The following is a 21840-nucleotide window of genomic DNA, read 5'->3' as shown; positions in this document are numbered from 1 at the left end:
GTCAGGCCCCCTGGCGGGCGATCCACACCACCAGCGCGGCGCAGGCGGCCAGCACCACGGCGGCCAGGCCGCGGTTGGCGAGGCCGTCCTGGGTGGCGGGCACATCGGCGGGCAGCGGCTTGTCGCCGGTGATCATCGGCGTGACCAGGTTCTTGCCGCGCAGCTTGTAGACCACGATCGCCACGATGTGCAGCGCCACCAGTCCCAGCAGGATCCACTGGCCATAGCCCTTGTGCCAGCCAGTGGCGGCGATGCCCGTGGCGCTGGCCACAAAGCGGTTGAGCGGGCCGGTGGTGGCGATCTCGTCGTCGGAGATCAGGCCGGTGCCCACCTGCACCAGCAGCAGCGCGATCAGCGCGAACACCGAGAACGCGCCCAGGGGGCTGTGGCCCACCTCGAAGTGGTCACCGGGGCGGTGGTCGCCGCGCAGGTAGCGCAGCACCGTGCCCGGGGCATAAATGAAGCTGGCAAAGCGCGACCAGCGCCCGCCGACCAGCCCCCAGACGACGCGGAAGACCAGCAGCGCCAACACCACCAGCCCCAGGCGCATGTGCCAGACCATGGCATTGCCGCCCACCTTGGCAGTGACGACCAGGGCGATCACGCAGATGGCCAGCACCCAGTGGAAGGCACGTGTCGGCAGATCCCAGACCCGCACCGGAGGATGTTCGACATCGCTTGTCATCGGCCAGGCCTTGTCAGTTGCACAGGTTGGCAACGATAGCCGAAACCGTGCAGGGTCTTTCCGCAGGTGCGGTCGGGAATTTCCAGCCTTCCCACCCGTAGACTCACGGCTGCCCGGCATCCACCCCGGGCGCACCGTGTCCATCCCTGTTGGAGGTTTTGCATGAAACGACTGCTCCTGGCCACCTTGGCCGCCGTTGGCGCGATGGCTGCCCTGCCTGCCGCAGCCCAGTTCCAGAAGCCGGAAGACGCGATCAAGTACCGCCAGTCCGCCTTCACCGTGATGGGCAACCATGTCGGTCGCATCGGTGCCATGGCCTCCGGTCGCGCACCGTTCGACGCCAAGGCCGCCGCCGAAAGCGCGAACATCGTGGCGACGCTGGCCTCGCTGCCCGGCACTGCCTTCGGACCGGGCACCGACAAGGGCATGCCCAACCGCGCCAAGCCCGAGATCTGGAGCGACGCCGCCAAGTTCAAGGCCGCCAACGACAAGATGATCGCCGAGGTCGCCAAGCTCGACGCCGCCGCCAAGAGCGGCAGCCTGGACGCGATCAAGGCCGCGATGGGCGCCGTGGGCGGCAGCTGCAAGGCCTGCCACGACGACTTCCGCGCCGAGAAATACAGCAACTGATCCTGCTGCAGCTTGTTCGGGGGCCCGCTTCGGCGGGCTTTCTGCTGTCTGGCGCTCAGGCCGGCTCGGCGAAACCGAGCACCACGCGCCGGGTCTTGGCGCTCTTCTTCTCGATCTTGGTGACGACGACGGCACCGATCTCGGCGGTGTTGTCCACATGGGTGCCGCCGCAGGGCTGCAGGTCGACGCCCTGCACTTCCACCAGGCGCACCCGACCCGATCCGCGCGGCGGCTGCACGCTCATGCTGCGCACCAGACCGGAGTTGGCGTCGAGCTCGGCATCGGTGATCCAGCGGGTGGTCACCGGGTGGGCGGCGGCCACCAGGCGGGCGATGCCGGCGGTCAGCGTGTCCTTGTCCAGCGGCTCGGTCATGTGGAAGTCCAGCCGCGCGTAGCCGGCGGTGATGCTGCAGCCGTCCACCGGGTGCGGCACCAGGGCGCACAGCAGGTGGGTGGCGGTGTGGAAACGGCGGTGGGCCATGCGCCGGTCGGCATCGATGGTGGCCGTCACCGCCTGGCCGGCAGCCCAACCCGACAGGTCGGTGCCGGGCGCCACCAGGTGCAGGATCTGGCCCGGCTCGGCGCCCTTGCGGGTGTCGACGATGGCCAGGCTGGCACCGTCGGCCCGCTGCAGGTGGCCGGTGTCACCGGCCTGGCCGCCGCCCTGCGGGTAGAACACCGTGCGGTCGAGGGTGAGTCCAGCCTCGCTGACGCTGGTCAGCGAGGCGCTGCATTGCAGCAGCGTGGCGTCGTCGCGGAAGAGTTCGTCGGTCATGCGGTGCTCAGGGTGATGGGGCCGCGCAGCGTGTCCAGCGTGACGGCGATGGCCGGCCCGCCGGCCACCACCTGCGCGCCGCGGAAGCGCAGCAGCGTGGCCTCGCGCGGCTGCACTGCGCCGAAGCGCACGGCCTGCAGCGCCACCGGTGACGGCGGCATGGCCTCGGTGGGATGGCGGCCCTGCCACTGGATCAGCACCGGCAGCCGGCCCTGCCCGGGCAGCGCGCCGTCGTCACGCACCAGGATGCGCCAGGACAGCAGGCCCTCGGGTGTCATGCGCTCGGCAGCCAGCGCCGGGCCGGGGTCGGCCGCGAAGTTGATCAGGCCCCAGCGCAACATCTCGACGTTGGGCGTGCGGGCCACCGCGGTCAGCAGCTGCGGGCCCTGGGCCAGGCGGGCCTGCACCGCCGGGTCGTCCAGGCCGAACCAGCGCACCCGGCCGGGCGGCGGCGCGGACGGGTCGATGGCGATGATCTCGAGGTAGGTGTTGGCGAAACCCGGGCCGTCGATGCGCAGCAGCCGGTTGTGCGTGCCCATGAAGGGATGCACGCCACCCGGGCCGGGTGCCACGCCGAAGGTGGCTTCACACCAGGCCGCGCCCTGCGCCAGGCTGGCCGCGCCGATGACGAGGTGGTCGATGTCGCAGTTCACAGCCTCACGATACCCGAGACCACGTCGCAGACCGCACCGCCAATCCAGACGTCGGCGCCTTCGCGCTGCACATGCACCCGGCCGGCGCGGCCCAGCGCGGCGCCCTGGGCGGCCACATAGGCCTCGGGCGCCAGGCCGGCGCCGATCAGCCACTGCGCCAGGCCGGCATTCAGGCTGCCGGTGACCGGGTCTTCCGGCACGCCCAGGCCGGGCACGAAGGCACGCACCTCGAACTGGCATTCGGCGCCGGCCGGGTGCGGGCCCACCACGCCCAGCTTGAGGCCGCGCATCGCGGCGAAATCGGGCCGCAGTGCCAGCACGGTGGCGGCATCGGCCAGCAGCGCGCCCATCCAGCCGGGGCCGTTGTCGACCCACTCCAGCCGCAGCACCTGGTCATCGGCCAGGCCCAGCGCGGCCACGGCCTGGGCGCGCAGCGTGGGCTCGACCGGGCCGGTGCGGCGCAACGCCGGGGCGGCGAAGGCCAGGCGATCCCCATCCCGCCGCACCCGCACCCGGCCGACGCCGCACTGCTGCACCACCACGCCGGGGTCGCGCGGCACGCCGCCGGCGGCCAGCCAGGCATGGCAGCTGCCCAGCGTGGGGTGGCCGGCAAACGGCAATTCGCCGCCGGGGGTGAAGATGCGCACCCGGTAGTCGGCTTCCGGGTCGTCGGGCGGCAGCAGGAAGGTGGTTTCCGACAGGTTGGTCCAGCGCGCCATGTCGGCCATCTGGGCGTCGGTCAGGCCCTGGGCGTCGTGCACCACGGCCAGCGGGTTGCCGCGCAGCGGCACGGTGGTGAAGACATCGAGCTGGGAGAAGCGGCGTTCGGTCATGGGGGATCGATGGAAGTCAGGGCATGGCGGCGCCGACGGTGGCGCGCACCGGGATGCCGGTGGGGTCGAAGCCTTCGAGGCAGTGCACGTTGATGCCGAAGTGGTCCGGCGTCACCCGCTTGCGGTGGAAGGGGTAGATGCCGCACAGCTGGCAGAAGTGGTGCACCGCGGTGTGGGTGTGCCACTGGTAGCTGGCCAGCTGCTCGGCGCCGGCCAGCAGCTCGAAGGCGCTTTCATGCACCTTGACCATCAGCGCGTTCTTGCGCCTGCAGAGCGAGCAATCGCAGGTGGTCAGCTCGGGAAAGTCGGTGGTGATGGCGAAGCGCACCGCGCCGCAGTGGCAGCTGCCCTGCAGGCGCTGCAGCGGGCGGCTGCCGGCTGGCGTCACGGCGCTTCCTCGCGTGTGCCGTCGATGTGGGTGCGCAGCACCTTGCCCAGCGTGGCCACGCCGCTGGCGATGTCGTCGGGCGACAGGGTGACGAAGCTCAGGCGCAGCGTGCGCGGATCGGCGGCGTGGGCATAGAACGCCGCGCCGGGCACGTAGGCGATGCCCTGGGCCACCGCCTGCGGCAGCAGCGCCATCGCATCGCAGCCGGCGGGCAGGCGCAGCCAGAAGAACATGCCGCCCTGCGGCCGCTGCCATTCGGTGCCCTCGGGCATGTGGCGCTGCAGCGCCTCGGCCATGGCCGCGCACTGGGCGGCATAGCGCGCGCGGATGGTGGGCACATGCTGGTCGAGGAAGCCGTTCTTGATGACCTCGTGCACCACCCGCTGGTTGATGCCGGGCGTGTGCAGGTCGGCCGCCTGCTTGGCCTGCAGCAGCTTGGGGTACAGCGCCGGTGGCGCCACCAGGTAGCCCAGGCGGAAGCCCGGCGTCAGCACCTTGCTGAAGCTGCCGAGGTACAGCACGCCCTCGGGCCAGCGCGCGGCCAGCGGCGCCGGCGGCGGGGCGTCGAACCACAGGTCGCCATACGGGTTGTCTTCCACCAGCGGCAGGCCCACGGCCTGGGCGGCGGCCAGCAGCGCCAGGCGCCGCGCCTCGGGCAGCACCCGGCCGGTGGGGTTCTGGAAGTTGGGCAGCAGGTAGGCGAAGCGGGTGCCCGGCGCATCGTGCGGCAGCGCGCGGATGGAATCGGGCAGCGGGCCGTCGGCATCACCGGCCAGGCTGGTGTAGATCGGCTCGTAGGGGTTGAAGGCCTGCAGCGCGCCCAGGTAGGTGGGCGTTTCCACCGCCACCGGCGCGCCGGCGTCCACCAGCACCTTGCCGACCAGGTCCAGCCCCTGTTGCGAGCCGGTGGTGATCAGCACCTGGCCGGGGTCGACCCGCATGCCCATGCCGCCCAGGTGCTGGGCCACCCACTCGCGCAGCGGGCCGAAGCCCTCGCTGGCGGCGTATTGCAGCGCCTCGCGCGGGGCCTGGGTCAGCACGCGGTCGCAAGCCTCGCGGATGGCCTGGATCGGGAAGGTGTCGGCCGACGGCAGGCCGCCGGCCATCGACAGGATGCCGGGCTGCTCGGTCACCTTCAGGATCTCGCGGATGATCGAAGGGTTCAGCCGCGCGCTGCGGCGGGCCAGGGTCCAGAGGGTCATGGGGGTCTCCTGAAGGGGATTCGGTTCGGGTCAGGCCAGCGCCGTGCGCAGGGCCTGCAGCAGGCGCTGCACATCCTGGTCGTTCACATGCAGGTGCGGCGCAAAGCGCAGCGAGCTGCCGCGCTGGCTGATGTGCACATCCTGGGCGCGCAGATCGGTCAGCAGGGTGGTGGTGGCGCCATCCGGCAGGCGGGCGCCCAGCAGGTGCGGCGAGCGCTGCGCCGGCGGCACCACGGCCAGGCCCAGCGGCTGCAGCGCGTCCGCAATCTGCGTGTTGATGGCGGCCAGGCGGGCAGCGATGGCCGGCACGCCCCAGGCCTGGACCTGGCGCAGCGTGACCACCATGCCGGGCAGCAGCGTGGGCGTGCCCTTCTCGCCGACGTCGAAGCGGCGGGCGCCGCTCTGGTAGGCATCGGCATAGCGCACCAGGCCGGCGAAATCCTCGGCGCCTTCGCGCGACAGCCAGGACTCCTCCAGCGGCCGGGCGCCTTGCCACGCCGGGGCGACGTACAACAGGCCGGTGCCGTAGGGCGCCAGCAGCCACTTGTAGCCGGCGGCCACCAGGAAGTCGGGCTGCACCGTGTCCACCGACAGCGGCACCGCGCCCAGGCTCTGGGTGGCATCGACCACCAGCGCGGCACCCACCGCCCGGCAGGCGGCGCCCACGGCCACCAGGTCGATGGCGGCGCCGTTGGTCCAGTGGCAGGTGGGCACGGCCACCGCTCGAATGTTGGGATGGTGGCCCGGGCGGATGGCGGCCAGCAGCGCCGCCGTCCAGTCGCCATCGGCCGGCGTGGGCACGGTGTGGATCCGCGCGCCGCGCTCGGCCGCGGTGCGGCGCCAGGTCAGCACATTGCTGGGGAAGTCTTCATCGATCAGCAGGATGCCGTCGCCCGGCCGCAGCGTGGGCTCGATGGCGCGGGCAGCGGTGGCCAGGCCGTAGCTGGCGGCCGGCACGATGGCCCAGCTGTCGGCGCCGCCGCCGAACAGCGCCGCCGCCAGGCCGCGGATGGTCTCGGCATCATCGAAGAACTGCGCCGGCTGGCGCAGCCAGGGCTGGCTCTTGGTCCGTGCGCCGGCCAGCAGCGCATCGCGCGTGGCGTTGAGCTGCGGCCCGTTGTAGGCGCAGTTGAAGTAGGCGATGTGCGGCGGCACATCGAACAGGTGGCGCTGGGACGGCAACGGTGTCGACATCGGTTCAGGACTCCTTCAGGGCCGGCGGCGGCGCCACGGCCATGCGCCGCGACAGGAACACCGTGGCCATCACCGCCAGCGCAAACGCCACGGTCACCGGCTGCAGCGGCTCGCCCAGCAGCGGCACCGCCAGCAGCATCGACAGGAACGGCTGCAGCAGCTGGATCTGGCTGACCCGCAGCATGCCACCCAGTTGCAGCCCGCGGTACCAGGCGAAGAAGCCCAGCCACACCGAGAACACGCTGACATACAGGAAGCCGCCCCAGGCCGCTGCCCGCACCGGCCCGGTGGGCCAGGTGGCCAGCGCCACCGGCACGGTGATGGGCAGGCACAGCACCAGCAGCCAGCTGATGACCTGCTGCGGCGGCATCGGCGCGCTGCCGTCGCCCTGCGGCGCCGACAGCTGCGCGCCCTTCACATAGCCGAAGCCGCCCCAGGCCACGGCCAGCAGCAGCAGGCCGTCGGCCGCCTGCAGGTGCGCCCCACCCTGCCAGGCAGCGAAACCCAAAACCAGGGCCGTGCCGGCACCGGCACAACCCCAGAAGCCGGCCGACGGCCGCTGGCGCAGCAGCACCGCGCCGATGGCCGCGGTGGCGATCGGCAGCAGACCCGACACCACCGCCGCATGCGCCGCATCCACCCGCTGCACCGCCAGCCCCAGGAACAGCGGAAAGCCGAACACCACACCCAGCGCGGTGAGGGCCAGCTGCCGCCACTGCGCCGGCCGCGGCCGCGGCGCGCCGGTGGCCCACAGCCAGGCGCCGGCCAGCAGCCCGGCCAGCGCCGCCCGGCCGATGGCCACGAACACCGCCGGCAGCTGCGGCACATCCAGGCTGCCCGAGGCCAGGCGGGTCATCGGGATGGTCAAGGCAAAGACCAGCACGCCCAGCGCGCCCAGCCACCAGCCCAGCGCCTGGGGTGACAGGCGCGGTGCGGGGACCAGGGCGGGTTGCAGGGGGGCGGGCATCGGCCCAGTCTAGGCGCGCCGGCAACACAGCTTCAGTACACTGCGCAATACAGATTGCAGAACTGTATTGCCCACATGCCCGATACAGCCACCACCACCGACCTCCCCGCCAACGCCGCCGGCACCCTGGGCCAGCAGCTGGCTGCCCGGGTGGCAGAGCGCATCCGCCGCGGTGCGCTGTCGCCCGGCGCCCGGCTGCCGTCGGTGCGCGAAGGCGCGCGCCTGCACGGCGTGAGCCCCAGCACCGTGGTGTCGGCCTATGACCAGCTGCAGGCCCAGGGCCTGGTGGAGGCGCGGCGGCAACGCGGCTTCTATGTGCGGGAGCCCCTGGCCGCGGCGCGCGGTGCGGCGGCTGCGGCGGTGCCCGCGGCGCCGACCGCCCCGCTGGCGCCACCGCTGGACGCCACCGCGCTGATCCGCGGCATGTTCCAGCAGGGCGCGGCCACCACCGGGCCGGGCATGGGCACGCTGCCCGAGGCCTGGCTGGACCAGCCGCTGCTCGACCGCGCCTTGCGCCGCACCCTGGGCCGGCCCACCCAGCGCGGCGGCAGCGCCGCCGGCGAGGCGCTGCGCTACGGCAACCCGGCCGGCGACGAGGTGCTGCGCCAGGCCATGGCGCGCCGCCTGGCCGGCGAACTGGGCATCGCCGCCCAGGCCGGGCAGATCGTCACCACCATCGGCGCCACCCATGCGCTGGACGTGGTGGCCCGCACCCTGCTGCAGCCGGGCGATGCGGTGCTGGTCGACGAACCCGGCTGGGCGGTGGAATTCGCCCGCCTCACCCGCATGGGCATGCGCCTGCTGCCGGTGCCGCGCGGGCCCGACGGACCCGACCTGGCGGTGATGGCGCAGCTGCTGGCGCAGCACCGGCCGCGGCTGTATGTGACCGTGTCGGTGCTGCACAACCCCACCGGCCAGTCACTGAGCCTGGCGGCGGCCCACCAGATCCTGAAGCTGGCAGAGCAGCATGACCTGACCATCGTCGAGGACGACACCTACGCCTGGCTGGCGCCGCCGCATGCGCCGCGGCTGGCCGCGCTGGACGGGCTGCAGCGCACCGTCTACATCACCGGCTTCTCCAAGATCCTGGCGCCGGCCTGGCGGGTGGGCATGGTGGCGGCCGCGCCGGCCCTGGCCGAGCGGCTGGTCGACAGCAAGCTGCTGGGCATGCTGACCACGCCGGCCCTGCTGGAGCGGGCGGTGGCCTGGTGCCTGGACCAGGGCCTGCTGCGCCGCCATGCCGAACGGGTGGTGGCCCAGCTCGATGCGGCCCGCCACCGGGTGGTGCGGCTGGCGCAGGACAGCGGCTGCCGCTTCGTCACGCCGCCGCAGGGCCTGTTCGGTTGGGTGGACACCGGCGTCGACACCGAGCCGCTGGCCGCCCGGCTGGCCGCCGACGGCTGGCTGGTCGCGCCGGGCCGACTGTTCCTGGCCGCGCCGCGGCCCACCACGCTGATGCGGGTGAACTTCGCCTCGGCCCAGGATGCACGGTTCTGGCAGGCCTTTACAACCGCGCGTCATGCCCTGGGTGGGCAGGCTGTGCGATAACGCGCTCTGATCCGCTCCGATTCCCGCATGTTTCCCAGCACCCTGCCGATGGGCGAGGCCGACAGCCTGCCGCCCCTGGCCACCCACACGGCCCTCAGCTCGCTCAGCCCGTCGCTGCTGCAGGACCTGCTGCGCTTCGAGACCAGCGGCCCGCAGCGGGAGCTGCTGGAAGTGCTGGCCGCCTGCGTGCGCCACACCCAGGCGCTGGCGCTGACGCTGGCGGTGCCCGGCCAGCCGCGGCTGGTGATCAGCGTCTTCCCCACCGACCGGCAGGTGCACTGCGCCCAGCCGCTGGCCGAGGTGCTGGACGGCAACCTGGCCGCGTTGCAGGTGCTGGAAGTGCAGCCGGCGCGCTGGCGCACCCCCGGCAGCACCGAGGCCCACCGCATCGACCGCGCCGACCACTACGCCCCGCTGGGCCCGCTGCTGTGGGCGGTGGCCCTGCGCGGCGCCCGCGACACCCTGCTGCCCGAGCTGGCCGGCCAGGCGGCCTACCGCGTGTCGCCCGGCCTCAGCCTGGGCGGATTGACGGTGCCGGGCGCGATGGCCGCCTGCATCACCCGGCTGCGCCGCCACACCTGCAACCTGCGCGAGATCGCCAGCTGGCCCGACGTGGGGCCGCAGCGGGCGATGCGGCTGCTGAACGCGCTGTACCTGCAGTCGGGGCTGATCGTCAGCCGCAGCCACCCGGCCGCCACCAACGACAACTGGTCCGGCTACTGAACGCCGCTCAGGCGGCGCCCAGTGCCTCCTGCCGCTCCAGCGCGGCGAGCAGCTCGTCGTCGATGGCGGCGTGGCGCTGGCTCAGCGCGGTGGCCTCGGCAGGCGCCTTGGCGAACAGCGTGCCATCGGCCAGCTTGGCGCTGATGGCGGCCTGCTCGGCTTCCAGCGCGGCAATGCGGGCCGGCAGCTCGTCACGCTCGCGCTGCTCCTTGTAGCTGAGCTTGCGCCTGGCCGCCGCCGGCGCGGGCGCCGGGCCGGGTGCGGCGGCTGGCGCCGCGGCCTTGGGCGCCGAGGCCTGCGCGGCCTGCGCGGCCTGCGCCGCCAGCATGCGCGCCCGCTGGGCCTGCCAGTCGGCGATGCCGCCCTCGTACTCGCGCCAGCGGCCGGGGCTCAGGTCGCCTTCCCAGCAGACCAGGCTGGTGACCACGTTGTCGAGGAAGCGGCGGTCGTGGCTGACCAGGAACACCGTGCCGCTGTAGGCCGACAGCAGTTCCTCCAGCAGCTCCAGCGTGTCGATGTCCAGGTCGTTGGTGGGTTCGTCGAGCACCAGCACGTTGGCCGGCAGCGCGAACAGCCGCGCCAGCAGCACCCGGTTGCGCTCGCCGCCCGACAGCGTGCGCACCGGGCTGTTGGCGCGCTCGGGCGAGAACAGGAAGTCGTTCAGGTAGCTCATCACATGCTTGCGCTGGCCGTTGAACTCCACCCACTCGCTGCCCGGGCTGATGGTGTCGGCCAGCGTGGCATCGAGGTCGAGCCCGGCGCGCATCTGGTCGAAGTAGGCCACCTGCAGCTGCGCGCCCTGGCGCACCTTGCCGCTGCTGGGCTGCAGCTCGCCGAGGATCAGCTTGAGCAGCGTGGTCTTGCCCGCGCCGTTGGGGCCGACCAGGCCGACCTTGTCGCCGCGCAGGATGGTGGCGGTGAAGTCGCGGGCGATCAGCTTGTCGGCACCGTCGGGCCCGGCGCCCGGGAACACCATGCCCACGTCGGTGAGCTCGGCCACGATCTTGCCGCTGGGCGTGCCGCTGGCGATCTCCAGCCGCACCTGGCCCACGGCATCACGCCGGGCCTGGCGGGTGGCGCGCAGCGCCTCCAGCCGCTGGATGCGGGCCACGCTGCGGGTGCGGCGCGCCTCCACGCCCTTGCGGATCCACACCTCCTCCTGCGCCAGCAGCTTGTCGGCGCGGGCATTGGCCAGCGCGTCGGCGGCCAGCTGCTCTTCCTTCATGCGCTCGTAGGCGCTGAAGTTGCCGGGGTAGCTGCGCAGGATGCCGCGGTCCAGTTCGACGATGCGGGTGGCCACGCCGTCCAGAAATGCGCGGTCGTGGGTGATCAGCATCACTGCGCCGCGGAAGCTGCACAGCAGGCCCTGCAGCCAGTCGATGGAATCCAGGTCCAGGTGGTTGGTGGGCTCGTCGAGCAGCAGCACGTCGGGCACGGCCACCAGGGCCTGGGCCAGGGCCACGCGTTTCTTCATGCCGCCCGAGAGCTGGGCGATCTGGCGGCTGCCGTCCAGGTGCAGCTGGGCCAGCGTGGTGTCCACCCGCTGCTCCCAGTTCCAGGCGTCCAGCGCCTCGATGCGGGTCTGCAGCGCGTCCAGGTCGACACCGTCGGCATGCTCCTCGTACGCCTGGCGCACCGCGCGGGCCTCGGCCACGCCCTCGCTCACCGCCTCGAAGACGGTGTGGCCGGCCTCGAACACCGGTTCCTGCGGCACGTAGCAGATGCGCAGCCCCTGGGTCATCTGCAGCAGGCCGTCGTCGAGCTTCTCCAGCCCGGCCACCACCTTCAGCAGGGACGACTTGCCGGCGCCGTTGCGGCCGATCAGGCCCAGGCGCTCGCCGGGCTCCAGGGCGAGGCCGGTGGCATCGAGCAGGGCGACATGGCCGTAGGCGAGGTGGGCGTTCGAGAGGGAGAGCAGGGCCATGCCGCATTGTCGCCGGCCGCGCCGGCCGCACAGGCGCGACGCCGGCGATGTCGCCAGTCGCAGGGGAATGCGGGTTTTGGCGGCCCCGGTCAAACCCTTGTTTGACCTGCCTCAACGACAACTTGTCAGAAATCAGTAAGGCAAAAAAATCACGCTTCGCCCCGCCGTTCATTCAGCTTCGATTCAGGTTCAACCGGGAGCGCCGCATGCTGTTGTTCACACTGGCCTTGAAGCTCATTGCCGAGATTGCCCTGATGGCCCTGCTGGGCCGGGGCCTGCTGGCCCTGCTGGCTGGCGCCGGCCGCCAGACCAACCCGTTCTACCGGGTGCTGGCGGTCATCACCAACCCGTTCGTGCAGGCCGCACGCTGGGTGACGCCGCGGCAGGTGCTGGACCAGCATGTGCCGCTGGTGGCCTTCCTGCTGATGGGCATGCTGTGGGTGGCCACCACCGTGGTCAAGATCAGCCTGTGCCTGGAAGCCGGGGTGCAGACATGCCGGTGAACACGACATCCGGCGGCAGCCAGCGCTGGCGCAAGCTGCAGGCCATGGCCTGGCTGGCGCTGGGCCAGGAGGCCCGGGCGCTGCAGGTGTTCGACGCCATGCTGGCGCAGCAGCCCGACGATGCGCATGCCCTGGCCAGCCGGGCCCACCACCGCGCCCAGGCCGGCCAGCGTGCCGCCGCCATCGCCGACCTGCAGGCCCTGGTGGCCGCCCATCCGCGGCGCAGCGCGGCCGACTGGTTCAACCTGGGCTTCCTGCTGGAGGCCGACGACCGGCCGGCGGAGGCTGCGGCGGCCTTCCGCCAGGCGGTGGCGCTGGATGCCAGGCTGGACCGCGCCTGGTACGGCCTGGGCCTGGCGCTGATCCGCACCGGCCAGCCCGACGAGGCGGTGGCCGCCCTGCAGCGCAACACCGAACTGCAGCCGATGAGCCCCTACGGCTGGTACCAGCTGGCGCGGCTGCATGCCAGCCGCGAGAACGGCGCCGAGGCGCTGAAGATCATCCGCCACCTGCGGGGCTTCGAGCCCAAGGTGGCCGCGCAGCTGGAACGCGAGACCGGCCTGACCGGCTGATCGCGGCTGCGCCTGCCCCAGACCGCGCACAGGCGGCTTGTCACACCGGGGCAACCCGGCCCTTTGTTTCCTTGGAGCTGTATCCATGCAACTGACAGAAAGCCATCACAGGTATTGGCGGCGGAACCTCAACATCACCGGCGCGCTGCTGGTGATCTGGTTCCTGGTCACCTTCGGCGTGGCGTTCTTCGCCCGTGAACTGAGCTTCAGCTTCTTCGGCTGGCCGTTCAGCTTCTGGGTGGGGGCGCAAGGCGCGCTGATCGTCTACATGGTGTTGATCTGGTACTACGCGCGGACGATGAACCGCCTGGACCAGGAACACAACGTGGCTGAGGAGGTCTGACATGGCCGGCTTTTCACCTGAACCCGCCAGTGCCTCGGGCGGCCAGTCACAGGCCGCGTTCAAGCAGCAGCTGAACAAGGTCTACATCTGGTACACCGGCGGCTTCGCGGCCTTCGTCATCCTGCTCACCATCCTGGAGCAGATGGGCCTGACCCGCAGCTGGATCGGCCTGATCTTCCTGCTGGCCACGGTGGGCCTGTATGCCGGCATCGGCATCATGAGCCGCACCTCCGATGCGTCGGAGTACTACGTGGCCGGCCGGCGCGTGCCCGCGCTGTACAACGGCATGGCCACCGGTGCCGACTGGATGAGCGCCGCCTCGTTCATCGGCATGGCCGGCACGCTGTACCTCACCGGCTACGGCGGTCTGGCCTTCATCCTGGGCTGGACCGGCGGCTATTGCCTGGTGGCCTTCCTGCTGGCGCCGTACCTGCGCAAGTTCGGCCAGTTCACCATCCCCGACTTCCTGGGCGCGCGCTACGGCGGCAACCTGCCCCGGCTGATCGGCATCCTGGCGGCGATCCTGGTGTCGTTTGTCTACGTGGTGGCACAGATCTACGGCGTGGGCCTGATCACCGCCCGGCTGACCGGCCTGGACTTCGCCGTGGGCGTGTTCGTGGGCCTGGGCGGCATCCTGGTGTGCTCGTTCCTGGGCGGCATGCGCGCCGTCACCTGGACCCAGGTGGCCCAGTACATCATCCTGATCGTGGCCTACATGATCCCGGTGGTGTGGCTGGCGGTGAAGCAGACCGGCGTGCCGGTGCCCCAGCTGGTGTACGGCACGCAGCTGGAGAAGGTGACGGCCCGCGAAGGCGAGCTGCGCAAGGACCCGAAGGAGCTGGAAGTCATCCAGATCTTCAAGGACCGTGCCGCCGCCGCCGATGCCAAGCTGAAGGACGTGCCCGCCGCGATGGCTGCCGACAAGGCCGCCGCCGAGAAGAAGCTGGCCGACCTGCGCACCGCCAACGGCCCGGCCGCCGACATCCAGGCCGCCGAGAAGGCCCTGGCCGCCCTGCCCGCCACCGAGGAGGACGCGAAGAAGAAGTACGCGGCCGACAAGACCGCGGCCGAGGCCCGCGCCAAGCCGCTGGCCGGCATGCCATCGCACGGCATGCCGTTCGCCGGCGACCCGAACGGCGACGAGAAGGCGCAGAAGGCCTACCGCGATTCGCGCAACAACTTCCTCGCCCTGGTGTTCTGCCTGATGGTGGGCACGGCCGCACTGCCGCACATCCTGATGCGCTACTACACCACGCCGTCGGTGAAGGAGGCACGGGACTCGGTGACCTGGTCGCTGTTCTTCATCTGCCTGCTCTACCTGACGGCGCCGGCCCTGGCGGTGCTGGTGAAGTACGAGATCTTCAACGTGCTGGTGGGCACACCGTTCGACAAGCTGCCCGGCTGGGTGGCGAGCTGGGCGAAGGTGGACCCGGCGCTGCTGTCGATCGCCGACATCAACAAGGACGGCATCTTCCAGCTGGGTGAGATGCGCATCGGCGGCGACATCATCGTGCTGGCCACGCCGGAGATCGCCGGTCTGCCGTATGTCATCTCGGGCCTGGTGGCCGCCGGCGGCCTGGCCGCCGCGCTGTCCACCGCCGACGGCCTGCTGCTGACCATCGCCAACGCGCTGAGCCACGACCTGTACTACAAGATGATCGACCCGAACGCGTCCACCTCGAAGCGCGTGACGATCTCCAAGACGCTGCTGCTGATCGTGGCCCTGGCCGCGGCCTATGTGGCGTCGCTGAAGATCGCCGACATCCTGTTCCTGGTGTCCGCCGCGTTCTCTCTGGCTGCCGCGTCCTTCTTCCCGGCCCTGGTGCTGGGGGTGTTCTGGAAGCGGGCCAACAAGTGGGGCGCCTCGCTGGGCATGGTCTCGGGCCTGGTGATCACGTTCTACTACATGGCCACCACCCAGCCGTGGATGCGCGGGCTGTTCGGTGTGGAAGGCCCGATCGCCGACTACACCTGGTTCGGCATCGCGCCGATCGCCGCCGGCATCTTCGGCGTGCCGCTGGCCTTCGCGGTGACCATCGTGGTGAGCCTGCTGACCCCGGCGCCCAACCGCGAGGTGCAGGAACTGGTGGAGCATGTGCGCTACCCCGACCTGAAGCCCGCCCGCGGCTGACCGCGCTGCAGGCTGCGGCCTGCTGAACGACACGAAGGGGCCGCGCACCGCGCGGCCCCTTTTTTCATGGCCGTGCGGCCGCTGCGGCGGCGCGCTACGATGGTCGCCAGCCCTCTGCACCGCCGCCATGCTGCGCACCACCGATTTCATCGCCCGCCACGGCTTCCGCCGCTGGTACGAGCGCGAGCTGGTGCGCGGCCATGCCCACCTGGTGCTGCTGCTGCTGTGCGCGGTGGCGGTCCTGGGCGCGGTCGAGGCCTTCAGCCAGCAGGATGGCCCGCACCGGCTGCTGCTGGTGGGCTGCCTGCTGGTGGCCGCGGTGCTGGGCGGCTGGGCGGTGCGCCGCTACCTGTTCCACCTGGGCCTGGCCGAGGCGCTGGCCCACCAGGCCGAATGCCCGCACTGCCGCACCTATGCCCGCTGGCAGGCCGATGGCCCGGCCACCGACCAGCCCGGCCAGCTGCAGCTGCCGGTGCGCTGCCGGGCCTGCGAAGGGCGTTGGACGATCCGCTGGTGAGGCTCAGCCCACCACGCCCAGCTGGCGGGCATGGTGGCGCAGGTGGTCGTCGACCAGGCTGGCGATGAAGTAATAGCCGTGGTCGTAACCGGCATGCCGGCGCAGCGACAACGGCTGTCCGACGGCGGCACAGGCGGCCTCGAAGGCCTCGGGATGCAGCTGCTCGGCCAGGAATTTGTCGGCCAGGCCCTGGTCGACCAGGATGCCCTGCGGATACGGCGCCCTGGTCTGGGACGCCATCAGCGCGCTGGCATCGTGGGCGGCCCAGGTGCTGCGGTCATCACCCAGGTAGCCGCTGAAGGCCTTGACACCCCAGGGGCACAACATCGGCGCGCAGATCGGCGCGAAGGCCGACAGGCTGGTGAACACGCCGGGATGGCGCAGCGCCAGCGTCAACGCACCATGGCCGCCCATCGAGTGGCCGAACAGCCCGGTGGCGCCTTCACGCACCGGCGCGCCGGCCCACACCTGGGGCAGCAGCTCCCGCACCAGGTAACTCTCCATGCGCCAGTGGGTGGCCCAGGGCGCCTGGGTGGCATCCAGGTAGAAGCCGGCACCCACGCCGAAGTCCCAGGCATCGGCCTCGCCGGGGGCGTTGGCGCCACGCGGGCTGGTGTCGGGCGTCAGCAGGGCCAGGCCCAGCTGGGCCGCCAGGCGCTGGGCGCCGGCCTTGATGGCGAAGGTCTCCTCGGTGCAGGTCAGGCCGGCCAGGTAGACCAGCAGCGGCACCGCCTCGCCGGCCAGTGCCTGCGGCGGCAGGTACAGGCCGAAGCGCATCGGCAGGCCGATCACCGCCGAGGCATGGCGGTGGAAGCGCTGCTCACCGCCGAAGCAGGCGTGGGCGCTGAGCAGGTCCCAGGTGGACATGGTCAGAACTCGACGACCGTGCGAATCGACTCGCCGCGCTTCATCAGGTCGAAGCCCTCGTTGATGCGCGACAGCGGCAGCTTGTGGGTGATCAGGCTGTCGATGTCGAGCTTGCCATCCATGTACCAGTCGACGATCTTGGGCACGTCCGTCCGCCCGCGGGCGCCGCCGAAGGCCGAGCCCTCCCACTTGCGGCCGGTGACCAGCTGGAACGGCCGGGTGCTGATCTCGGCGCCGGCCTCGGCCACGCCGATGATGATGCTGCGGCCCCAGCCCTTGTGGGTGCACTCCAGCGCATCGCGCATCACCTTGGTGTTGCCGATGCATTCGAAGCTGTAGTCGGCGCCGCCGTCGGTCAGCTGCACGATGGCATCGACCAGGTTGGGCACGTCTTTCGGGTTGATGAAGTGGGTCATGCCGAACTGCCGTGCCATCGCCTCGCGGCCGGGATTCAGGTCGATGCCGATGATCTTGTCGGCGCCCACCATCTTGGCGCCCTGGATCACGTTCAGCCCGATGCCGCCCAGGCCGAACACCACCACGTTGGCGCCGGCCTCCACCTTGGCGGTGAACAGCACCGCGCCCACGCCGGTGGTGACGCCGCAGCCGATGTAGCAGACCTTGTCGAACGGCGCATCCGGCCGGATCTTGGCCAGCGCGATGCCCGGCACCACGATGTGGTTGGCGAAGGTGCTGGTGCCCATGTAGTGCAGGATCGGCTGGCCGCCGATCGAGAAGCGCGACGAGCCATCGGGCATCAGGCCCTTGCCCTGGGTGCTGCGGATGGCCTGGCAGAGGTTGGTCTTGCGCGACAGGCAGAACTTGCACTGCCGGCACTCGGGCGTGTAGAGCGGGATCACATGGTCGCCAGCCTTGAGCCAGGGCACCTTGCTCTCCAGCACCACGCCGGCGCCCTCATGGCCCAGGATGGCGGGGAACAGGCCCTCGGGGTCGGCACCGCTGAGGGTGTAGTAGTCGGTGTGGCAGATGCCGGTGGCCTTCACTTCCACCAGCACCTCGCCGTCACGCGGGCCGTCCAGGTCGACAGTCTCGATGGTGAGCGGGGTGCCGGCTTTCCAGGCGACGGCGGCTTGGGTCTTCATGGCATGGGTCCTTGTTGGGCGACGGGGCGTGGATGGGAAACGGTTCAGCCGGCCAGCGCGCGGGACGCGGCCAGCTGCCAGTCGGTGCCGCCGTGGGCCGCTTCCTCGGCCCGACAGCTGTCGACCAGCTTGATCAGGTGGTCATCGTCGCTGGCCAGCGCAGCGGCCACGATGGCGCGCCAGGGCTGCAGCGGCACCGGCGGCAGGGCCTGCAGGCCGGCGGCGGCCACCGCCGCCACCCAGGCCTGCCAGTACCAGCGCAGGGCTGGCAGCGGATCGTCGGCGAACGGCAGCAGCACCCGCATGGCATGGGCGCTGGTGACCAGGTGCAGCGCGGTGAAGTTGCCGCTGCCGGCATGGGCCTGGGCACCCAGCCGGGCCAGCCGCTGCAACGTGCCGGCATCCACCGCCAGCCCGGCCACCACCGCCTGCAGCGCGGGGCTGGCGGCGGCCGCCTGCATGCGCTGGAAGATCAGCGGGTGGTCCGACGGCAACGCCGGCAGCCGGCGCAGCAGCGGCAACGGATCGGCCTGGCGGCCGGCGCGCGCCGGCAGCGGGCCCAGCGGCAGGTGGCGGGCGGCCCAGCAGGCCAGGCCGTCGGCCAGCTCGCCGGCATGGCCGGCCTGCAGCGCGTAGGCGGTGCGGATCAGGCCGTGGAAGGCGGCCGCGCCACAGCCGGGCATCAGCATGGGCAGCACCTGTTCCAGCACCGCGGCGCTGCCCTCGTTGGCCAGCCATTCAGCGAACAGGCTGCGGTAGGCGGGCCAGGCCGCCGGGTCGCCCAGGCGGCTGGTCCAGGGGTCGCCAGCGGGCCAGGGCCGGGACGGCGGCGCGGGCTGCAGGCGGGTGGCGTAGCCATCGGCAAAGGCCTGCAGCCGGGCATCGCCGGCGCCCAGGCGCTTGAGCGCCACCAGGGCCATCGGCAGGTGGTTGCTCAGCCCGTCGCCGAATTCAGGTGCGAAGCCGGCGCCGGCATCGAGCAGCTGGGCCAGGCTCACCGCAGCGCTGCCTCCAGCGCGTCGATGAACACCTTGGCCACGTCGAAGCCGGTCTGCTGGGTGATCTCCTGGAAGCAGGTGGGGCTGGTGACGTTGATCTCGGTGAGGCTGTCGCCAATGACGTCCAGGCCCACCAGCAGCAGGCCGCGGGCGGCCAGGATGGGCCCCAGGCTGGTCGCGATCTCGCGGTCGCGGTCGCTCAGCGGCTGGGCCACGCCCTTGCCGCCGGCGGCCAGGTTGCCGCGGATCTCGCTGCCCTGCGGAATGCGGGCCAGGCAGTAGGGCACCGGCACGCCGCCGATCACCAGGATGCGCTTGTCGCCTTGCACGATCTCGGGCAGGTAGCGCTGCACCATCAGCGTCTGCGCGCCGTCGGCGTTCAGCGTCTCGGTGATGCTGCCCAGGTTCAGGCCGTCGGGCCCGACGCGGAAGATGCCCATGCCGCCCATGCCATCGAGCGGCTTGAGGATGATGTCCCGGTGCTCGGCATGGAAGCGGCGCACGTCGGCCGCGTCGCGCGTGACCAGCGTGGGGCCGATGAACTGGGGAAATTCCAGGATCGCCAGTTTCTCCGGGTGGTTGCGCAGCGCCGCGGGGTCATTGAAGACGCGCGCGCCCTCGCGCACCGCCTGGCTCAGCAGGTGGGTGGCGTAGAAATACTCGGGGTCGAAGGGCGGGTCCTTGCGCATCAGCACCGCGTCCACCTCGGCCAGCACCTGCGGGCGCTCGTCGGGCGGCTGCTGGGCAGCGCGGAACCAGTCGTCGGCATCACCAGTGAGGGTGATGTCGCGCACGAAGGCGGTGACCTTCTCGCCGCGCTGCCAGCGCACATCCTGCGGGCCGCAACACATCAGCGTGTGGCCGCGGGCAGCGGCCTCGCGCATCATCGCGAAGGTGCTGTCCTTGTGGGTCTTGAAGGTCTCCAGCGGGTCGGCGATGAAGAGCAGGCGCATGGCGGTGGTCCAGGGCAATCAACGGGCGCGCCAGTGTTGCACAGCGAGCGTGACCGCGCCGGCGACCACGCCCCAGAAGGCCGCGCCGATGCCGGCCACGCTGACGCCCGACAGCGTGACCAGGAAGGTCAGCGCCGCGGCATCGCGGTGGCGCGGCTCGGCCAGGGCCTGGGCCAGCCCGCTGGCGATGGTGCCCAGCAAGGCCAGGCCGGCCACCGCAGCCACCAGTTCCTTCGGGAACGCGGTCAGCAGCCCCACCACCGCGCCACCGGCCAACCCCAGCAGGATGTAGAACAGGCCGGCCACCACCGGCGCGGTGTAGCGCCTGGCGGGGTCGGCATGGGCCTCGGGGCCCATGCAGATGGCCGCGGTGATGGCCGCCAGGTTGATGGAGAAGGCGCCGAACGGCGCCAGCACCAGCGTGGTGAGGCCGCTGGCGGTGGTGACCGGCGACACCGGCACGGCATGGCCCGCGGCCCGCTGCGCCGCCACGCCGGGCAGGTTCTGCGAGGCCATGGTGACGATGAACAGCGGCAGCGCCACGCCCACCATGGCGCCCCCCGAGAACTGCGGCGTCACCCACACCGGCGTGGCCCAGGCCCAGTCCACCCCGCCCAGCGCCACCCGGCCCTGGGCGGCAGCCACCACGACGCCGGCTGCCAGGACACCCGGCACGGCGAAGCGCGGCCACCAGCGCCGGCCGGCCAGGAAGGCGGTCAGCATGGCCAGCACCAGCACCGGCGATGTGCGCACCGACAGCACCGCATCCAGCCCGAAGCGGGTGAGCACGCCGGCCAGCAGCGCCGCGGCCACCGCCATCGGCAGCTTGTCCATCACCCGCTCGAACAGCCCGGTGACGCCGCTGGCGATGACCAGCAGCGCGCAGACCACGAAGGCGCCGGTGGCCTCGGGCAGGCTGACGCCCTGGGTGGCCGCCAGCAGCGCGGCAGCGGGCGTGCACCAGGCGGTGAGCACCGGCAGGCGGTAGTGCAGGCTCAGCACCACGCTGCTGATGCCCATGGCCAGGCCCAGGGCCCACATCCAGGAGACGGTCTGCGCCGTGGTGGCGCCCAGCGCCTGCGCTGCCTGGAAGACGATGGCCACCGAGCTGGTGTAGCCCACCAGCACCGCCACGAAGCCGGCCACCACGGCCGACACCGAGACCTCCCGCCACCACGCCACGCGCACGCTCTGCCCCATCGGGTCTCCTCGCCCTGTTGTCGCCCATCTGGCCGGGCCGGGCGGCAGCATAGCCGGGCGGCTCAAGTTGCCCGGCCGCCGGCCGACAACAGGATCAGTGGGCCCGCCTTGGACGGGCCGAGGTCACTGCCCCGCCATGTGCCGATTCGTTGCCTACCTCGGAGAGCCGATCTACCTGGACACGGTGGTGTGCACGCCGCGCCATTCACTGGTGCGGCAGGCGCTGAAGGCCGAGGAGGCGCACACGGTCACCAACGGCGACGGCTTCGGTGTGGGCTGGTATGGCGACCGCACCGAGCCGGGTGTCTACCGCGAGGTGATGCCGGCCTGGTCGGACGAGAACCTGCTGGCGCTGTGTGCCACGGTGCGCTCGGGGCTGTTCTTCGCCCATGTGCGGGCGGCCACCGGCGGCGGCATCGCCCGCACCAATTGCCACCCGTTCCGCCACGGCAAGTGGTTGTTCATGCACAACGGCCAGATCGGCGGCTACGCTGGCGTGCGCCGGGCGCTGGAGGCCCAGCTGCCCGAGCGGCTGTATGCGGCCCGCCGCGGCGCCACCGATTCGGAGCTGCTGTTCCTGCTGGCCCTGGCCCGCATCGAGACCGGCGTGCCGCCGGCCGACGCGATGCAGGGGGTGCTGCAGGACACGCAGGCCCTGATGACCGGTCTGGGCATCGCCGAACCCTTGCGTTTTGCCGCGGCGCTGTCCGACGGTCGGCAACTGCTGGCCTTCCGCTTCGCCAGTGACGACCGGCCGCCGTCTCTGTATGTCGGCCGCCGCGCCGACGGCCACATCGTCGCATCGGAGCCGCTGGACGGCAGCCCCGACGCCTGGCAAGGCCTGCCCGCCAGCAGTTGGGTGCGGGTGGATGAGGACGGCGTGACGCTGCACAGCTGAACTCGCGGCTTGGGGCTCTTGGCAGTCGTTTGATTTGAGCGATCGCGCCGGCTCGGGTGGGCCTGTTTTGCTCCATGTCCCCCGTCCTACACGCCGCAAGCGGCGAATAGGACTCCTCCTAGTATTGTTTTCACCGCTCCCGTCGCGCTGAAGGGAGCCCGTCCGACAGACCCCGATTTCCTCTTTGGGCCAGCAAGCCCGGGGTTAAGACTGGGGCGTCGTTCGGTTTCGAC

General features: G+C 71.7%; 23 protein-coding genes. 9 read left to right on the top strand and 14 right to left on the bottom strand.

Going from position 1 to position 21840, the window contains the following annotated elements:
• Position 1: 1 nt before the first annotated feature.
• Entirely contained in the window at positions 2 to 685 is a 684-nt protein-coding gene (locus FFT10_RS21785; RefSeq protein WP_137734989.1) for a cytochrome b/b6 domain-containing protein, read from the bottom strand.
• Between the two features lie 162 nt (positions 686 to 847).
• On the opposite strand from FFT10_RS21785, the gene FFT10_RS21780 reads away from it, so the two are divergent.
• Positions 848 to 1315 (top strand): c-type cytochrome, encoded by a 468-nt coding sequence (locus FFT10_RS21780; protein WP_137734988.1) that lies wholly within the window; start codon positions 848 to 850, stop codon positions 1313 to 1315.
• Between the two features lie 55 nt (positions 1316 to 1370).
• Here the strand turns inward: FFT10_RS21780 and FFT10_RS21775 are convergent, their stop codons facing one another.
• From FFT10_RS21775 to FFT10_RS21745, 7 genes are read right to left on the bottom strand one after another with little or no spacing between them, the layout of a single operon-like run.
• Positions 1371 to 2090, bottom strand: coding sequence for an alanyl-tRNA editing protein (locus tag FFT10_RS21775; protein ID WP_137734987.1), 720 nt, complete (start codon positions 2088 to 2090; stop codon positions 1371 to 1373).
• Positions 2087 to 2743, bottom strand: a complete 657-nt coding sequence (locus FFT10_RS21770) for a VOC family protein (protein WP_137734986.1) — start codon at positions 2741 to 2743, stop codon at positions 2087 to 2089. The genes FFT10_RS21775 and FFT10_RS21770 overlap by 4 nt, the downstream gene beginning before the upstream one ends.
• Positions 2740 to 3576: a PhzF family phenazine biosynthesis protein gene (locus FFT10_RS21765; protein ID WP_137734985.1), complete on the bottom strand. Its 837-nt coding sequence runs from the start codon at positions 3574 to 3576 to the stop codon at positions 2740 to 2742. The genes FFT10_RS21770 and FFT10_RS21765 overlap by 4 nt, the downstream gene beginning before the upstream one ends.
• 16 nt (positions 3577 to 3592) lie before the next feature.
• The gene (locus FFT10_RS21760; protein WP_228027236.1) at positions 3593 to 3964 is read right to left on the bottom strand and encodes a GFA family protein; all 372 of its coding nucleotides are present in this window, start codon (positions 3962 to 3964) and stop codon (positions 3593 to 3595) included.
• Positions 3961 to 5166, bottom strand: coding sequence for an aminotransferase-like domain-containing protein (locus tag FFT10_RS21755; protein WP_137734984.1), 1206 nt, complete (start codon positions 5164 to 5166; stop codon positions 3961 to 3963). The genes FFT10_RS21760 and FFT10_RS21755 overlap by 4 nt, the downstream gene beginning before the upstream one ends.
• Before the next feature lie 30 nt (positions 5167 to 5196).
• Entirely contained in the window at positions 5197 to 6360 is a 1164-nt protein-coding gene (locus tag FFT10_RS21750) for an aminotransferase class V-fold PLP-dependent enzyme (RefSeq protein WP_137734983.1), read from the bottom strand.
• Positions 6361 to 6364: 4 nt separating this feature from the next.
• Positions 6365 to 7327 carry a DMT family transporter gene (locus tag FFT10_RS21745; protein ID WP_137734982.1) on the bottom strand — a complete coding sequence of 321 codons (963 nt, stop codon included), beginning with the start codon at positions 7325 to 7327 and terminating at the stop codon, positions 6365 to 6367.
• Positions 7328 to 7402: 75 nt separating this feature from the next.
• On the opposite strand from FFT10_RS21745, the gene FFT10_RS21740 reads away from it, so the two are divergent.
• Together FFT10_RS21740 and FFT10_RS21735 are read left to right on the top strand one after the other, a co-directional pair.
• Positions 7403 to 8875: an aminotransferase-like domain-containing protein gene (locus FFT10_RS21740; protein WP_137734981.1), complete on the top strand. Its 1473-nt coding sequence runs from the start codon at positions 7403 to 7405 to the stop codon at positions 8873 to 8875.
• A 27-nt stretch (positions 8876 to 8902) separates the two neighbouring features.
• Positions 8903 to 9598, top strand: coding sequence for a hypothetical protein (locus FFT10_RS21735; RefSeq protein WP_137734980.1), 696 nt, complete (start codon positions 8903 to 8905; stop codon positions 9596 to 9598).
• Between the two features lie 7 nt (positions 9599 to 9605).
• Here the strand turns inward: FFT10_RS21735 and FFT10_RS21730 are convergent, their stop codons facing one another.
• Complete coding sequence (locus FFT10_RS21730; RefSeq protein ID WP_137734979.1) at positions 9606 to 11522, bottom strand: ATP-binding cassette domain-containing protein; 1917 nt, start codon at positions 11520 to 11522, stop codon at positions 9606 to 9608.
• A gap of 206 nt (positions 11523 to 11728) precedes the next feature.
• Between FFT10_RS21730 and FFT10_RS21725 the strand changes: the two genes are divergently transcribed.
• The 5 genes from FFT10_RS21725 to FFT10_RS21705 all read left to right on the top strand — a co-directional run bounded on the left by FFT10_RS21725 (position 11729) and on the right by FFT10_RS21705 (position 15588).
• A complete protein-coding gene (locus tag FFT10_RS21725; RefSeq protein ID WP_137734978.1) occupies positions 11729 to 12025 on the top strand; it encodes a hypothetical protein in 297 nt (98 codons plus the stop codon).
• The gene (locus tag FFT10_RS21720; protein WP_228027235.1) at positions 12022 to 12597 is read left to right on the top strand and encodes a tetratricopeptide repeat protein; all 576 of its coding nucleotides are present in this window, start codon (positions 12022 to 12024) and stop codon (positions 12595 to 12597) included. Before FFT10_RS21725 ends, FFT10_RS21720 begins: the two co-directional genes overlap by 4 nt.
• A gap of 85 nt (positions 12598 to 12682) precedes the next feature.
• Entirely contained in the window at positions 12683 to 12940 is a 258-nt protein-coding gene (locus tag FFT10_RS21715) for a DUF4212 domain-containing protein (protein ID WP_137734976.1), read from the top strand.
• Between the two features lies 1 nt (position 12941).
• Positions 12942 to 15071: a sodium:solute symporter family protein gene (locus FFT10_RS21710; RefSeq protein WP_137734975.1), complete on the top strand. Its 2130-nt coding sequence runs from the start codon at positions 12942 to 12944 to the stop codon at positions 15069 to 15071.
• A gap of 127 nt (positions 15072 to 15198) precedes the next feature.
• A complete protein-coding gene (locus tag FFT10_RS21705) occupies positions 15199 to 15588 on the top strand; it encodes a hypothetical protein (protein ID WP_137734974.1) in 390 nt (129 codons plus the stop codon).
• A 3-nt stretch (positions 15589 to 15591) separates the two neighbouring features.
• On the opposite strand, the gene fghA is transcribed toward FFT10_RS21705, so the two are convergent.
• The 5 genes from fghA to FFT10_RS21680 are packed head-to-tail and all read right to left on the bottom strand — an operon-like array spanning position 15592 to position 20709.
• A complete protein-coding gene (gene fghA, locus FFT10_RS21700) occupies positions 15592 to 16455 on the bottom strand; it encodes an S-formylglutathione hydrolase (RefSeq protein WP_137734973.1) in 864 nt (287 codons plus the stop codon).
• A 2-nt stretch (positions 16456 to 16457) separates the two neighbouring features.
• Positions 16458 to 17558, bottom strand: a complete 1101-nt coding sequence (locus FFT10_RS21695; protein ID WP_137734972.1) for an S-(hydroxymethyl)glutathione dehydrogenase/class III alcohol dehydrogenase — start codon at positions 17556 to 17558, stop codon at positions 16458 to 16460.
• A 44-nt stretch (positions 17559 to 17602) separates the two neighbouring features.
• Positions 17603 to 18556, bottom strand: coding sequence for a questin oxidase family protein (locus FFT10_RS21690; RefSeq protein ID WP_137734971.1), 954 nt, complete (start codon positions 18554 to 18556; stop codon positions 17603 to 17605).
• The gene (gene gshB / locus FFT10_RS21685) at positions 18553 to 19509 is read right to left on the bottom strand and encodes a glutathione synthase (protein WP_137734970.1); all 957 of its coding nucleotides are present in this window, start codon (positions 19507 to 19509) and stop codon (positions 18553 to 18555) included. The genes FFT10_RS21690 and gshB overlap by 4 nt, the downstream gene beginning before the upstream one ends.
• A gap of 18 nt (positions 19510 to 19527) precedes the next feature.
• Positions 19528 to 20709: a benzoate/H(+) symporter BenE family transporter gene (locus FFT10_RS21680; RefSeq protein ID WP_137734969.1), complete on the bottom strand. Its 1182-nt coding sequence runs from the start codon at positions 20707 to 20709 to the stop codon at positions 19528 to 19530.
• A 136-nt stretch (positions 20710 to 20845) separates the two neighbouring features.
• Here FFT10_RS21680 and FFT10_RS21675 point away from each other — a divergent pair, with 136 nt between their 5' ends.
• On the top strand, positions 20846 to 21607 hold the full coding sequence (locus tag FFT10_RS21675; RefSeq protein WP_137734968.1) for a class II glutamine amidotransferase: 762 nt from the start codon (positions 20846 to 20848) through the stop codon (positions 21605 to 21607).
• Positions 21608 to 21840 lie beyond the last annotated feature (233 nt).

Origin of the sequence: Pseudaquabacterium pictum (assembly GCF_005403045.1) — a bacterium.
Taxonomy (GTDB): Bacteria; Pseudomonadota; Gammaproteobacteria; order Burkholderiales; family Burkholderiaceae_C; genus Pseudaquabacterium; species Pseudaquabacterium pictum.
The sequence above is the reverse complement of the archived record's forward strand: the minus strand, read 5'-3'. Positions and strand labels throughout refer to the sequence as shown.